Source organism: Streptomyces sp. CB03238, from assembly GCF_002099185.1.
Lineage (GTDB): Bacteria > Actinomycetota > Actinomycetes > Streptomycetales > Streptomycetaceae > Streptomyces.
The window spans coordinates 213,481-225,995 of the sequence record NZ_NBCN01000002.1 but is presented as its reverse complement, the minus strand read 5'-3'; the positions used below and the strand labels follow the sequence as shown (position 1 = coordinate 225,995).

Here is a 12,515-nt window from a genome sequence, read left to right as displayed (position 1 = left end):
CGGATAAGAATCTTTACGTGAATTTGGGACCGTCTTCCGGTCTTGGTCCATGTGCTCCCCCTGCCCTCCACAACGCGCGGTCCCATCTGCGGGTTCCCGGGCCCGAACGGCTACAGTCACCGTTGCGCCAACTACGGGGACAGGAGAGGGTCATTACCGCCAACCGGCAGACGAGCTGGGCGTTCGCCGACGCCTTTGTCGCCGAGGACGAAGCACTGCGCTGGGCCCGTGACCGGGCCCGGGACGCGGGGCTGCCCTCGGTGTCGCCAGGCACCGGCGCCGCGCTGCGTCTGCTGGCGGCCACGGCGGACGCCAAGGCGGTGGCGGAGATCGGCACCGGAACCGGCGTCTCCGGTATCTACCTGCTGGAGGGCATGCGGCCCGACGGCGTCCTGACCACGGTGGACCCGGAGCCGGAGCGCCAGCAGTTCGCCAAGCAGGCGTTCCGGGCGGCCGGCTTCGCCGGGAACCGGGCCCGTTTCATCCCCGGCCGCGCCCTCGACGTACTCCCCCGCCTCGCGGACGGTGGCTACGACCTCGTCTTCTGCGACGGCGACCGCACCGAGTGCCTGGACTATCTCGCTGAATCGTTGCGCCTGCTGCGACCGGGTGGTCTGGTCTGCTTCGAGGGGGTCTTCGCGGACGGCCGTACGGTGGATTCGGCGGCCCAGCCGGCCGAGGTGCTCCGGCTGCGGGAGCTGCTGAGAGCGGTACGAGAGAGCCAGGAGCTGCTGCCGTCGCTGCTGCCGGTGGGCGACGGGCTGCTGTGCGCGGTGCGGCGCGGCTGACCATACGAAAACCCCGGCCCGGTCGCGTCACCGCGTACCGTGCCGGGGTTTCCGGAAAAACAGTGGGGCGTTCCGCGTCAGCCGACGACCTTCTTGAGTGCGTCGCCGAGCGCATCGGCCTCGTCCGGAGTCAGCTCGACGACAAGCCGACCGCCGCCTTCGAGCGGAACGCGCATGACGATGCCCCGCCCCTCCTTGGTCACCTCGAGCGGGCCGTCGCCCGTCCGCGGCTTCATGGCCGCCATGCTCGTTCCCCTTCCTGAAACCAGCTCATCGTCGCCGACGGCCCTCTGGCATGGGCACGCATCACCGGCATCGAACACATTGCTTCCAGGTCATTATCCCGCATGGCAGGACCCGATGACCAACATCAGTCGGCATCGCTTACGCAACGCGCTCTCGCAAAACCGTCCAATTCGGCGATACGCCTGCGATACTTCGCCGCCGCACACGGCGCCGGCGCCGCACTTTCTTTGACGCAGGTCACATGTCCGGGCGCATGCCCGGTCGCGATGATCTCCGCCATGCTGGGCGGGACATCACCGCCGTAGCCGCAAAGGGGACCCTGCCATGGCCGACACCGTGCTGTACGAGGTGGGCGACGGACTCGCCACGATCACGATCAACCGGCCCGACGCCATGAACGCGATGAACACCGAGGCGAAGGTCGCCCTCCGGGACGCGATCCTGGCGGCGGCGGAGGACACCGCCGTACGGGCCGTCCTGCTGACCGCGACGGGCCGGGCGTTCTGCGTGGGGCAGGACCTCAAGGAGCACGTCTCGCTGATCGGCACCGAGCACACGATGAGCACCGTGCGGGAGCACTACAACCCGGTCATCCGGGCGATCACCTCGATGCAGAAGCCGGTCGTCGCCGGGGTGAACGGGGTCGCGGCCGGGGCGGGCCTCGGCTTCGCGCTGGCGGCGGACTACCGGGTGGTGGCCGACACGGCGTCCTTCAACACCTCCTTCGCGGGGGTCGCCCTGACCGCCGACTCGGGCGTCTCCTGGACGCTGCCCCGCCTGGTGGGCCCGGGGCGGGCGGCGGACCTGCTGTTCTTCCCGCGCTCGATCACGGCGCAGGAGGCGTACGAGCTGGGCATCGCGAACCGGCTGGTCCCGGCGGCCGACCTGGCGGCCGAGGCGGAATCGGTTGCCCGCGCCCTCGCGGCGGGCCCGACGGTGGCGTACGCGGCGCTGAAGGAGTCCCTCGCGTACGGGACGACCCACACGCTGGACGAGGCCCTGGACAAGGAGGACGAGCTGCAGACGAAGGCGGGCGCGTCCGAGGACCACGGGATCGCGGTCCAGGCCTTCCTCGCCAAGGAAAAGCCCACGTACCTGGGCCGCTGAACGGGCTCGCCCCCGGGGGCACCGGACGGGTCGGCTCGTCCGGGCGGCCTCGGAACCCCACCGGTCCGGCCCGCGCCCGGCCGAGGGGCCGATCCCGCGACCGCGGCGGGGAGGGGCCGTGGAGGTCGTCCCCGCTGGGGGTCCCCCACGCCCCCGGGCGTAGGGGGAGGATCGGCGGCGAGTGACGGCCAGGAAACCGTTCGGGTGCCCCGCCGACCGCGTGGGGGTCCCCCTCCGGGGGAGAGTCGAGCCCGGAGGGGCCCCGACCGGGCCCACCCGCCCCATCCACCGGCACCCGCACCGCCCCGGCCCCGTTGTGCCCACCCGTTCCTCCCCCTAGGACTTTGTCCTGGGGGGACCCCCAGCGGAACGACTGCCCACAACGGGGGAACGCGCCGGCCGGGGCGACCGCCCACAACGGGGGCAGGCGCGCCCGTTGTGGGCGCCCCCCACAACGGGGGGAACAAGCACCCGCCAGGGCGACCGCCCACAACCAGGGCAAACACGCACCCGCCGGGGGCGACCGCCCACGCGGGGGAGGCGCGCCATCCGGGGCGGCCGGCGGCAATGGGGTGCCCCGCGCACGGGGGGGAGGCGGCCGTCCGCGTCAGGCCGGGCCGGGGGCGCCGCGGGCTACGCAGGTGGTGAGGTGGTCGTCGACCAGGCCGCAGGCCTGCATCAGGGCGTAGGCCGTCGTCGGGCCGACGAAGCGGAGGCCCTGCTTCTTGAGCGCCTTGGACAGGGCCGTCGACTCTGGCGTGACCGCCGGGACGTCGGCGATGGTGCGGGGGGCCGGGCGGGAGGCGGGGTCGGGGGCGTACGACCAGATCAGGGCGTCCAGCTCGCCCGGCGCCCAGCCGGCCAGGACGCGTGCGTTGGCGAGGCACGCGTCGATCTTGGCGCGGTTGCGGACGATCCCGGTGTCGGCCAGCAGCCGCTCCCGGTCGGCGTCGGTGAACCCCGCGACCGCCGCGATCTCGAAATCCGCGAACGCCCGGCGGAAGCCCTCGCGGCGGCGGAGGATCGTGATCCAGGACAGGCCCGACTGGAAGGCCTCCAGGCAGAGCCGTTCGAACAGGGCGTCGTCGCCGTGGACGGGGCGGCCCCACTCCTCGTCGTGGTACCGGACGTAGTCCTCTGTGGACAGCCCCCACGGGCAGCGCAGCTTCCCGTCCGGGCCCGGCAGGGCCTCGCCGGTCACTGGTCCCGCTCCTCCCCCGGCACGTCGGGCCGGCCGGACCCCTCCCCCGCCCGCGCCTCCGCCAGCGCGGCCTCCAGCTCGGCGATCCGCGCGTCCCGCTCGGCGAGCTCGGCGCCGAGCCTGCCCAGGACGTCGTCCACCTCCGCCATCCGGTAGCCGCGCGGCGCCAGCGGGAGCCGCAGCGCGTCGATGTCGGCGCGGCCGACGGGCCGGGTCAGCGGCAGCTGGTCCGCCGTGTGCTCGGGCGCCGCCTCGGGAAGCACGTCGCTCTCCCCGCCGCCGATCACGGCGAGGGTGACCGCGGCAACGACCACGACCATCGCTACAGCCAAGAACCAGAACACGACCGTGCCTCTCCACCGGGAGCGAAAACGTAACGCTGCCGATCGTGCCATGCGCCACCGACAGTTAAGGTCGCAGGCGACCGAACGCGAGGAGGACAAACGGGATGCTGCGCTTGGGACGGCGTGAATTCGACGCGCACGAGCCGGTGATCATGGCCATCGTGAACCGGACCCCGGACTCCTTCTACGACCAGGGCGCCACGTTCCGCGACGAGCCGGCGCTCGCACGCGTCGAGCAGGCGGTGTCGGAGGGTGCTGCCATCATCGACATCGGTGGGGTTAAGGCCGGTCCCGGGGAGGAGGTGTCGGCCGAGGAGGAGGCGCGTCGCACGGTCGGGTTCGTCGCCGAGGTCCGCCGCCGCCACCCGGACGTGGTGATCAGCGTCGACACCTGGCGGCACGACGTGGGCGAGGCGGTCTGCGAGGCGGGCGCGGACCTGCTGAACGACGCGTGGGGCGGGGTGGACCCGAAGCTCGCGGAGGTCGCCGCGCGGTACGGCGCGGGTCTGGTGTGCACGCACGCGGGCGGCGCGGAGCCGCGCACACGGCCGCACCGGAGGACGTACGACGACGTGATGGCGGACATCCTGCGCGTGACCCTCGGCCTGGCGGAGCGCGCCGTGGAGCTGGGCGTACGCCGCGACGGGATCATGATCGACCCCGGTCATGACTTCGGGAAGAACACCCGGCACAGCCTGGAGGCGACGCGCCGGCTGGGCGAGATGACGGACACGGGCTGGCCGGTGCTGGTGTCGCTGTCCAACAAGGACTTCGTCGGCGAGACGCTCGACAAGCCGGTCAAGGAGCGGGTGCTGGGCACGCTCGCGACGACGGCCGTATCGGCGTGGCTGGGCGCCCAGGTGTACCGGGTGCACGAGGTGGCGGAGACCAGGCAGGTGCTGGACATGGTCGCGTCCATCGCGGGTCACCGCCCCCCGGCGGTCGCCCGCCGGGGTTTGGCGTAGCCCTGCCCGTCAGGGGCGGCCGGGCCCGGTCTCCTTGGTGACCAGGGCGACCGCCTCGTCGACGTCGTCCGTGACGTGGAAGAGCATCAGGTCCCGCTCCGAGGCCTTGCCCTGGGCGATCACCGTGTCGCGCAGCCAGTCGACCAGGCCCGACCAGTACTCCGTACCGAAGAGCACGATCGGGAAGCGGGTCACCTTCCGCGTCTGGACCAGGGTCAGGGCCTCGAACAGCTCGTCCAGGGTGCCGAGGCCGCCCGGCAGGACGACGAAGCCCTGGGCGTACTTGACGAACATCGTCTTCCGTACGAAGAAGTAGCGGAAGTTGACGCCGATGTCGACGTGCGGGTTCAGGCCCTGCTCGAAGGGCAGCTCGATACCGAGGCCCACGGAGATGCCCTTGGCCTCCCGCGCGCCCTTGTTGGCGGCCTCCATGGCGCCCGGGCCGCCGCCCGTGATCACCGCGAAGCCCGCCTCGACCAGTGCCCGGCCGAGCCGCACGCCCGCCTCGTACTCCGGCGTGCCCGCCGGGGTGCGGGCCGAGCCGAAGACGCTGATCGCGCTGGGCAGTTCCGCCAGCGCGCCGAAGCCCTCCACGAACTCCGACTGGATGCGCATGACCCGCCACGGGTCGGTGTGGACCCACTCGGAGTCGCCCGCGGTGTCCAGCAGCCGCTGATCGGTGGTGCCGGGCTGGACCTGCTCCCGGCGGCGCAGTACCGGCCCCAGCCGCTGCTCGGCCAGCGCTCGCAGTCCTTCGGCCTCGGCCTCGGGGTTGCCCATGATCCGCTCCCTCCGCTGAACATCGTTTCCCGCTCAGGGTAGGGCGACGGACGTGACAAAAGGCGAAATTACGGAGGTCAGGCAGTGAGCCAGTCGTACAGTCGGCGTTCACAGTGCGTGATCTTGTCGATGGCGACGTGCTCGTCCCGCTTGTGCGCGAAGAGCGCGTCGCCGGGGCCGTAATTGACGGCGGGCACGCCCAGCGCGCTGAACCGGGAGACGTCCGTCCAGCCGAACTTGGGCTGAGCGGTGCCTCCCACGGCCGCCATGAAGGCGGCGGCGGCCGGGTGCGACAGCCCCGGCAGGGCACCGCCGGTGTGGTCGTCCACCACGAACTCGTCGACGCCGCAGTCCGCGAACACCTCGCGTACGTGTGCCTCGGCCTCCCCCATGGAGCGGTCGGGCGCGTAGCGGTAGTTGACGATCACGGTGCACGCGTCGGGGATGACGTTGGTGGCGACACCGCCCTCGATCCCGACGGCGTTGAGGCCCTCGTGGTACTCCAGCCCGTCGATCACCGGGCGGCGCGGTTCGTACGCGGCGAGCCTGGCGAGGATGGGGGCGGCGGCGTGGATGGCGTTGGACCCCATCCAGCTGCGCGCGGAGTGGGCACGCTCGCCCTTGGTACGGAGGTGGACCCGCAGCGTGCCCTGGCAGCCGCCCTCGACCTGGCCGTCGGACGGCTCCAGCAGGACGGCGAAGTCGCCCTCCAGCCACTCGGGGTGTGCGGCGGCCACATGCCCGAGCCCGTTCAGGTGGGCGGCGACCTCTTCGTTGTCGTAGAAGACGAAGGTCAGGTCGCGGTTGGGCGCGGGGACGGTCGCGGCGATGCGCAGCTGGACGGCGACGCCCGACTTCATGTCCGAGGTGCCGCAGCCCCACAGGATGCCGTTCTCGTCGAGCCGGGAGGGGACGTTGTCGGCGATCGGCACGGTGTCGATGTGTCCGGCCAGCACGACCCGCTCGGCCCGGCCCAGGTTCGTCCGGGCGACGACGTTGTTGCCGTACCGGTCGACGGTCAGGTGCGGCAGCGTACGCAGCGCCTGCTCGATCGCGTCGGCGAGGGGCTTCTCGGTGCCGCTGACGGAAGGGAAGTCGACGAGCGCGGCGGTGAGCGCCGGGCCGTCCTGCGTGAGGTCCAGCATGGTGGCAGGCATGGTCTCGGACATGGTGCCGAGCCTAACCCGGCCCTCCAGTACGGTGGGCTCCGTGTCCGAGTCCAGCCGTCCTCGCCGTACGAGAATCGCCATCGCGCTCGCCGTGCTGCTCGCGGTCGTCGCGTACGTGGTCGTGCAGTACGTCACCGGCGGCAAAGGCGCCCCGCGGTGCGTCGTGGGCAGCGGGAGCAACACGTACCGGTTCACCCCCGAGCAGGCCTCGAACGCCGCGACGATCTCCGCGGTCGGGACGTCCCGGGGCATGCCCGAACGGGCGGTCACCATCGCGCTGGCGACCGCCCTGCAGGAGTCGGCCCTGCGCAACATCCGGTACGGCGACCGCGACTCCCTCGGCCTGTTCCAGCAGCGGCCGTCACAGGGGTGGGGCACCGAGGCGCAGATCCTCGACCCGGTTTTCTCGGCGGGGAAGTTCTACGAGCACCTCGCCAAGGTGCCGGGCTACTCGCGGCTCCCGCTGACCGTCGCCGCGCAGCGCGTCCAGCGCAGCGGGTTCCCCCAGGCGTACGCCAAGCACGAGCCGGACGCCGCGCTGCTCGCCGCCGCGCTCACCGGGCGCTCGCCCGCGTCCCTGACCTGCTCGCCCGGCAGCGGGCAGGTGAAGGCCGGTGATCCGGCGAAGGTACGGGCGGAGCTGAAGCGCGCGTTCGGCGATCTGCCCCGGGGCGGGGCGGCGCCGGAGATCTCCGTACCGGTGCGGGCGACGGCGGCCGACGTGGCCGGCTCGGCCGGCTCGTCCGGCCCCGAGGGTGCGACGCCCGGCGACGGCTCGCGCCGCGGCTGGGAGCTGGCCCAGTGGGCGGTGGCCCAGGCGGACGCGCTCGGGCTCGCGGAGGTGTCGTACGCGGGCCGGGTGTGGAGCGTGGCGGAGTCCGAAGACGGCTGGCGCTCCGCCCCCGCCGGTACGTCACGCCCCGACGAGGTCCGCATCCGCGTGACGCGGTAACGCCACGCCGACCGCAGCCGTGCCGGTCGGCCCCTCCGGTCGACACGGTCGGCCCCGCGTGCGGCCGGCCCCGCGTGCGGTCGGCCCCGCGTGCGGCCTGCCTCGGGGCGGCACAGGTGCCCGGTCGGCACACGTGCCGGGCGACGCGGGGGTCGTGGGTGGGGGCGTGGCCCCTCCGGGCTCACCTCCTCGAGGCCGGCGGCCTTGGGTACGTCGGATCGGGAGCCGTTACGGAGCCGCCAACCTCTGCGGGGGCGACCCTGCACGGCCCCGCCCGGCCGTCCCGCGGCTGCGGACCGCGCACACCACCACGCGCGGCCGTGCCCGACAGGCTCCCGCGCCGGGTGGCGCGGGATGTCGTGGGAGGGGGCGTGGCCCCTCCAGGCTCACCTCCTCGCGGTCGGCGGGGCACCCACCCGCAGGACGGTGCCCGTCGTCGCCGCCAACCTCTGCGGGGGCGACCCTGCACGGCCCCGCCCGGCCGTCCCGCGGCTGCGGACCGCGCACACCACCACACGCCCCGCCCCCCGGCAGCCCCCCGTGCCGGGCGGCGCGGGGAGGGCGTGGCTCGACCCCGCCCGGCGAGTCCACCTCCGGCCCGCAGCGCGCCAGGCGGCCCGTCCGGCGGCCGCGGTCGGCGCACACCGCTCCGGCAGGCCCGCCGCGCCGGAAAGCGTGGCGGATGTGCGTACGGGAATTCACTCGGCCGAGGCACTCGGCATCGCGTCACCGGCTGGTTTTCCTCCTGCGGGCATTTCCCTCCTGTTTCCCTTGGCGCGGCAGGGAAGTGACGGTTCTTCAGGCTCTGGGAACTCTGCTCGTTTGCCCGGTTTTAGGTGGAGCCGATAATGCGACGCATTACCAACTCTTTACCTCGGGGCACCGCAACCTTCCCCGCCCTCCGACCGGTTGTCACAGCGTCCGATCGTCGGACAGGCACCACAGTCAACGACCTCTCCCGTCGAAGGAGCATCATGTCCCTCCCCCTGACCCGTCGGATCGCCCGTGCCGCGCTGCTGATCGCAGCGGGCGCAGCTCCCGTGGTCGGTGCGGCCGGCTCCGCAAGCGCCGTGGACCTCTCCAAGGGCGCCGAACTGGGCAGCCTGAGCAGCCTCGACACCGCCTCGGCGACCGACACCGTCAGCGGTGCGTCCGAGAGCAGCACCGGCCTGGTCGGCGAGGCCGGCAGCAAGGCGGTGCAGCAGGCCGTTCCCGCCGCGGGCAAGACCGTCGCCAAGACGGGCGAGGCCACCACGCCCGTCGCGCAGAAGGCCGCCGGTGACGCGGCCGGCAACGCCGGCGAGCTCGTCGGAGGGGCCGCGGGCGCCGCGCCCACCGGCGCGCTCGGCGGCGGCGTCCCGGCGGAGCTGCCGGTGCAGACCCTGCCGGCGCTCGGCAAGTAGCCGTACGCATGGCGAAGGGCCCGGGGGCATTCCCCCGGGCCCTTCGTCGTGCCTCAGCCCAGCCGCTTGACCGCGGCCTCGACCCGCTCGTCGGTGGCCGTGAACGCCACCCGTACGAATCGCTCCCCCGCCGCGCCGTAGAAGTCGCCCGGCGCGACCAGGATCCCGAGGGACGCCAGGTACGCCACGGTGTCCCAGCACGGCTCGTCGCGGGTCGCCCACAGGTACAGGCTCGCCTCGCTGTGCTCGATGCGGAAGCCGTGCGTCTCCAGGGCCGTGCGCAGGGCGGTCCGCCGCGCCGCGTAACGGGCGCGCTGCTCGGCCACGTGCGCGTCGTCGCCGAGCGCCGCGACCGTCGCCGCCTGCACGGGCGCGGGCGTCATCATCCCGCCGTGCCTGCGGATCTGGAGCAGCTCGCCCAGCACGGCCGCGTCGCCCGCGATGAACGCGGCGCGGTAGCCGGCCAGGTTCGACCGCTTGGACAGCGAGTGGACGGCGACGATCCCCTCGTACGAGCCACCGCACACATCCGGGTGCAGTACGGAGACGGGGTCGGCCTCCCAGCCGAGCTCCAGGTAGCACTCGTCGCTGAAGACGAGGACGCCGTGCTCACGCGCCCAGGCGACGATCCGGGTCAGCTCGTCCTTGGGGATGACCCGGCCGGTCGGGTTGGAGGGCGTGTTCAGCCACAGCAGCTTCAGCCCGGCGGGGTCCAGTTCGGTGGGGTCGTCGTAGACGACCGGCGTCGCGCCGCACAGCCGCGCGCCGACCTCGTACGTCGGGTAGGCCAGCCGCGGGTAGGCCACCGTGTCTCCGGCGCCGAGGCCCAGCTGGGTCGGCAGCCACGCCACCAGCTCCTTGGAACCGACGACCGGCAGGACGTTGGTGTGCGCGAAGCCGCGCGCGCCCAGGCGCCGCTCGCACCAGCCGGTGAGCGCGTCACGCAGCTCGGGCGTCCCCCACACCGTCGGATAGCCCGGCGAGTCGGCCGCGGCCACCAGGGCCCGCTGGATCACCTCGGGGACGGGGTCCACGGGCGTGCCCACGGACAGGTCCACGATGCCGTCCGGGTGGGCCGTGGCCGTCTTCTTGTACGGCTCGAGCTTGTCCCACGGGAAGACGGGGAGGCGTGAGGAGACGGGGGAGGACACGGTGCTCGCTTTCTTCTGCGGAGGGGCGAAACACATCGGTCCCGTACAGCGGCGGGAGCCGTACGGGACCGAGCGTGCGAGATCAGCCGTTCTGCGGCGGCAGGGCGGCGATGAAGGGGTGGTCGCGCTCGATCAGGCCCAGCTTCGAGGCACCACCGGGCGAACCGAGGTCGTCGAAGAACTCGACGTTCGCCTTGTAGTAGTCCTTCCACTCCTCCGGAGTGTCGTCCTCGTAGAAGATCGCCTCGACCGGGCAGACCGGCTCACAAGCACCGCAGTCGACGCATTCGTCCGGGTGGATGTACAAGGACCGCTGGCCCTCGTAGATGCAGTCGACGGGGCACTCCTCGATGCACGCCTTGTCCTTGACGTCGACACAAGGCTGCGCGATGACGTAGGTCACGCTGGTCGTTCCTCCTCGGTAGGGCTGTTTGCGCGGGAGCGCGGCGTCGTCGATGCCCGCACCTAGTATCTCCGTTCTTGGGACGGAACCGAACAGGAGGGGCGGACTGAGCTGTGGAATTCACTGCGGGCGGACGGCTGGAGGTCCGGATCGGCCCCTCTGACGTGGGTAAACGAGTCTCCGTCCGCCGGTTGAGCGACCCTGGAGCGCGGTCGGAGAAGTTCACCGACACGGTTGGTGTTCTCACATCATGGACCGGGGGTGTGCTGCTGATCACACGACGGACCGGGGAAACTGTCCGTATTCCGGAATCGACGCTGGTCGCGGGCAAGGTCGTACCCGCCGCACCCGCCCGCCGCCGGGGCCCCGCGGCCGGTTTCGAGGAGCTGGCGCGGGTGACCGCGCGGGCCTGGCAGCCGGTGGAGAGCGAGCCGCTCGGGCAGTGGACGCTGCGGGCGTCCCACGGGTTCACGCGGCGGGCCAACTCGGTGCTGCCGCTCGGCGATCCGGGCATGCCGCTGGACGACGCCCTGGCACGCGTGCGTGCCTGGTACGAGGAGCGGAGCCTGCTCCCGTACGTCCAGACGGCGACCGGCGCGGAGGGCACCCAGGAGCGGCTGTGCGCGGCGCTGGACGAGCGGGGCTGGCACCGGGAGGTCACGGCGGAGGTACGGATCGGAGCGCTGGCGCCGATCGCGGACCTGCCCACCGAGGGCGTACGGCTGTCCCGGTCCGTGGACGAGGCGTGGCTGCGCCGCTACAACCGCTCGGGCGTGCCCGGCCCCCACGCCCTGCACGTCCTGAACAGCGGCCCCTCCGTGTGGTTCGCCTCCCTGCCGGGCGACGGTGACGTCCCGGCGGCGATCGGGCGGTGCGTGGTCGACGGGCGGTGGGCCGGTTTCATGGCGGTCGAGGTGGACCCGGCGTACCGCAGGCAGGGCCTCGGTACGGCGGTCATGGCGGCACTCGCCGGCCGCGCCCTGGACGAGGGGGCGTCCGCGGCCTGGCTCCAGGTGGAGTCGGACAATGGTGGTGCTCTCGCCCTGTACGAAGGGATGGGCTTCGCCGTCCACCACCTGTACCACCACTTCCGATCTCCCGAAGCGGGTACGTGACGCATATGCACACCACCGAGTGGCGCCGCCGGTTCGCCGAGGAGGCCCGCGAGGAACGGCCGGACCTCGCGACGCTGTGCCTGCTGGTGGGCGCGGAGGCGGACCCGGCGCTGGGACAGGCCGGGATGGACGCCGCCGAGATCGAGCTGGACCGGCTGGCCGGGCTGCTGCCGTACGGGCTGCGCGGCCCTCGCTCCTGGGTGGCCGCGCTCGCCGTCCTCCTCGGCGAGCGGTGCGGTTTCCACGGCACGCCCGGCGACTACCAGCGCCTGGAGTCGTCGCTGCTGCACGAGGTGCTGCGGCGCCGCCGGGGCCTGCCGATCCTGCTGTCGGTGGTGTGGATCGAGGTCGCCCGGCGGGCGGGCGCGCCGGTGTACGGCGTGGCGCTGCCGGGGCACTTCGTGGTCGGCTTCGGCGACCCGGAGGAGCAGGTGCTGGCGGACCCGTTCGCCGGGGGGCGGGCGCTGACCGGAGCGGACGCGGAGCTGCTGGTGACCGGGGCGACCGGCGAGCGCCTGCACCCGTCGATGCTGGTCCCCACGGACCACTTGCAGATCATGCAGCGGATCCTCAACAACATCCGCGCCTGGGCCTCCGTACGCCCGGAGCGCTCGGACGTCGCCCTGTGGGCGGTCGAGCTGTCCCTGCTGCTCCCCACCCACCCGGCCCGCCTGCGTTACGAGCGCGCCCAGCTGCTGGTCCAGCGCGGCGACTTCCTGACCGGCGCGGCGGAGATGGACGCGTACGCGGAGGTGGTCGCCGCCGTCGAACCGACCGTGGCGGAGACGGTCCGCCACCGGGCCCGGGCGGCCCGCGCGATGCTCAACTGACACCGCCCCGCAGACGGCATCCGGTCCGGCGCCCCCTCCCCCACCGCCCCGCAGACGGCAC

At 73.0% G+C, this 12,515-nt stretch carries 14 protein-coding genes; 7 read left to right on the top strand and 7 right to left on the bottom strand.

Features of this window, described 5'->3' with window-relative positions:
• Positions 1-122: 122 nt before the first annotated feature.
• On the top strand, positions 123-788 hold the full coding sequence (locus tag BKD26_RS03810) for an O-methyltransferase (protein WP_084895721.1): 666 nt from the start codon (positions 123-125) through the stop codon (positions 786-788).
• Between the two features lie 77 nt (positions 789-865).
• Here the strand turns inward: BKD26_RS03810 and BKD26_RS03805 are convergent, their stop codons facing one another.
• Positions 866-1,033 (bottom strand): DUF3117 domain-containing protein, encoded by a 168-nt coding sequence (locus BKD26_RS03805; protein ID WP_003966491.1) that lies wholly within the window; start codon positions 1,031-1,033, stop codon positions 866-868.
• Between the two features lie 325 nt (positions 1,034-1,358).
• On the opposite strand from BKD26_RS03805, the gene BKD26_RS03800 reads away from it, so the two are divergent.
• Positions 1,359-2,141, top strand: coding sequence for an enoyl-CoA hydratase-related protein (locus BKD26_RS03800; RefSeq protein ID WP_084895719.1), 783 nt, complete (start codon positions 1,359-1,361; stop codon positions 2,139-2,141).
• Positions 2,142-2,748: 607 nt separating this feature from the next.
• Here the strand turns inward: BKD26_RS03800 and BKD26_RS03795 are convergent.
• Together BKD26_RS03795 and BKD26_RS03790 are read right to left on the bottom strand one after the other, a co-directional pair.
• The gene (locus BKD26_RS03795; protein WP_084895717.1) at positions 2,749-3,342 is read right to left on the bottom strand and encodes a DNA-3-methyladenine glycosylase I; all 594 of its coding nucleotides are present in this window, start codon (positions 3,340-3,342) and stop codon (positions 2,749-2,751) included.
• Positions 3,339-3,662, bottom strand: a complete 324-nt coding sequence (locus BKD26_RS03790) for a DivIVA domain-containing protein (protein ID WP_241518530.1) — start codon at positions 3,660-3,662, stop codon at positions 3,339-3,341. Before BKD26_RS03790 ends, BKD26_RS03795 begins: the two co-directional genes overlap by 4 nt.
• 128 nt (positions 3,663-3,790) lie before the next feature.
• Here BKD26_RS03790 and folP point away from each other — a divergent pair, with 128 nt between their 5' ends.
• On the top strand, positions 3,791-4,651 hold the full coding sequence (gene folP / locus BKD26_RS03785) for a dihydropteroate synthase (RefSeq protein WP_084895713.1): 861 nt from the start codon (positions 3,791-3,793) through the stop codon (positions 4,649-4,651).
• Between the two features lie 9 nt (positions 4,652-4,660).
• Here the strand turns inward: folP and BKD26_RS03780 are convergent, their stop codons facing one another.
• Positions 4,661-5,431 (bottom strand): TIGR00730 family Rossman fold protein, encoded by a 771-nt coding sequence (locus BKD26_RS03780; protein WP_084895711.1) that lies wholly within the window; start codon positions 5,429-5,431, stop codon positions 4,661-4,663.
• Between the two features lie 77 nt (positions 5,432-5,508).
• Positions 5,509-6,588, bottom strand: coding sequence for a succinyl-diaminopimelate desuccinylase (gene dapE, locus BKD26_RS03775; RefSeq protein ID WP_084896215.1), 1,080 nt, complete (start codon positions 6,586-6,588; stop codon positions 5,509-5,511).
• Between the two features lie 43 nt (positions 6,589-6,631).
• Between dapE and BKD26_RS03770 the strand changes: the two genes are divergently transcribed.
• Together BKD26_RS03770 and BKD26_RS38915 are read left to right on the top strand one after the other, a co-directional pair.
• Positions 6,632-7,552 carry a hypothetical protein gene (locus tag BKD26_RS03770; RefSeq protein ID WP_084895709.1) on the top strand — a complete coding sequence of 307 codons (921 nt, stop codon included), beginning with the start codon at positions 6,632-6,634 and terminating at the stop codon, positions 7,550-7,552.
• Between the two features lie 974 nt (positions 7,553-8,526).
• Positions 8,527-8,955, top strand: a complete 429-nt coding sequence (locus tag BKD26_RS38915; RefSeq protein WP_107417744.1) for an ATP-binding protein — start codon at positions 8,527-8,529, stop codon at positions 8,953-8,955.
• A gap of 53 nt (positions 8,956-9,008) precedes the next feature.
• Here BKD26_RS38915 and BKD26_RS03760 read toward each other — a convergent pair whose 3' ends face one another.
• Both BKD26_RS03760 and fdxA read right to left on the bottom strand, forming a co-directional pair.
• Positions 9,009-10,142: a bifunctional succinyldiaminopimelate transaminase/glutamate-prephenate aminotransferase gene (locus tag BKD26_RS03760; RefSeq protein ID WP_084895704.1), complete on the bottom strand. Its 1,134-nt coding sequence runs from the start codon at positions 10,140-10,142 to the stop codon at positions 9,009-9,011.
• A gap of 46 nt (positions 10,143-10,188) precedes the next feature.
• Entirely contained in the window at positions 10,189-10,509 is a 321-nt protein-coding gene (gene fdxA / locus BKD26_RS03755) for a ferredoxin (protein WP_031078476.1), read from the bottom strand.
• A gap of 113 nt (positions 10,510-10,622) precedes the next feature.
• Here fdxA and BKD26_RS03750 point away from each other — a divergent pair, with 113 nt between their 5' ends.
• A complete protein-coding gene (locus tag BKD26_RS03750) occupies positions 10,623-11,624 on the top strand; it encodes a GNAT family N-acetyltransferase (protein WP_084895701.1) in 1,002 nt (333 codons plus the stop codon).
• A gap of 5 nt (positions 11,625-11,629) precedes the next feature.
• Positions 11,630-12,454, top strand: a complete 825-nt coding sequence (locus BKD26_RS03745; RefSeq protein ID WP_084895699.1) for a transglutaminase-like domain-containing protein — start codon at positions 11,630-11,632, stop codon at positions 12,452-12,454.
• Positions 12,455-12,515: the final 61 nt, after the last annotated feature.

What these genes read in the sequence shown, in the direction of transcription:
- BKD26_RS03760 (WP_084895704.1), bottom strand. Translation starts at nt 10,142, where the DNA reads ATGTGTTTCGCCCCTCCGCAGAAGAAAGCGAGCACCGTGTCCTCCCCC.
- BKD26_RS03805 (WP_003966491.1), bottom strand. Translation starts at nt 1,033, where the DNA reads ATGGCGGCCATGAAGCCGCGGACGGGCGACGGCCCGCTCGAGGTGACC.
- BKD26_RS03790 (WP_241518530.1), bottom strand. Translation starts at nt 3,662, where the DNA reads ATGGTCGTGGTCGTTGCCGCGGTCACCCTCGCCGTGATCGGCGGCGGG.
- BKD26_RS03745 (WP_084895699.1), top strand. Translation starts at nt 11,630, where the DNA reads ATGCACACCACCGAGTGGCGCCGCCGGTTCGCCGAGGAGGCCCGCGAG.
- BKD26_RS03780 (WP_084895711.1), bottom strand. Translation starts at nt 5,431, where the DNA reads ATGGGCAACCCCGAGGCCGAGGCCGAAGGACTGCGAGCGCTGGCCGAG.
- folP (WP_084895713.1), top strand. Translation starts at nt 3,791, where the DNA reads ATGCTGCGCTTGGGACGGCGTGAATTCGACGCGCACGAGCCGGTGATC.
- dapE (WP_084896215.1), bottom strand. Translation starts at nt 6,588, where the DNA reads ATGCCTGCCACCATGCTGGACCTCACGCAGGACGGCCCGGCGCTCACC.
- BKD26_RS38915 (WP_107417744.1), top strand. Translation starts at nt 8,527, where the DNA reads ATGTCCCTCCCCCTGACCCGTCGGATCGCCCGTGCCGCGCTGCTGATC.
- BKD26_RS03800 (WP_084895719.1), top strand. Translation starts at nt 1,359, where the DNA reads ATGGCCGACACCGTGCTGTACGAGGTGGGCGACGGACTCGCCACGATC.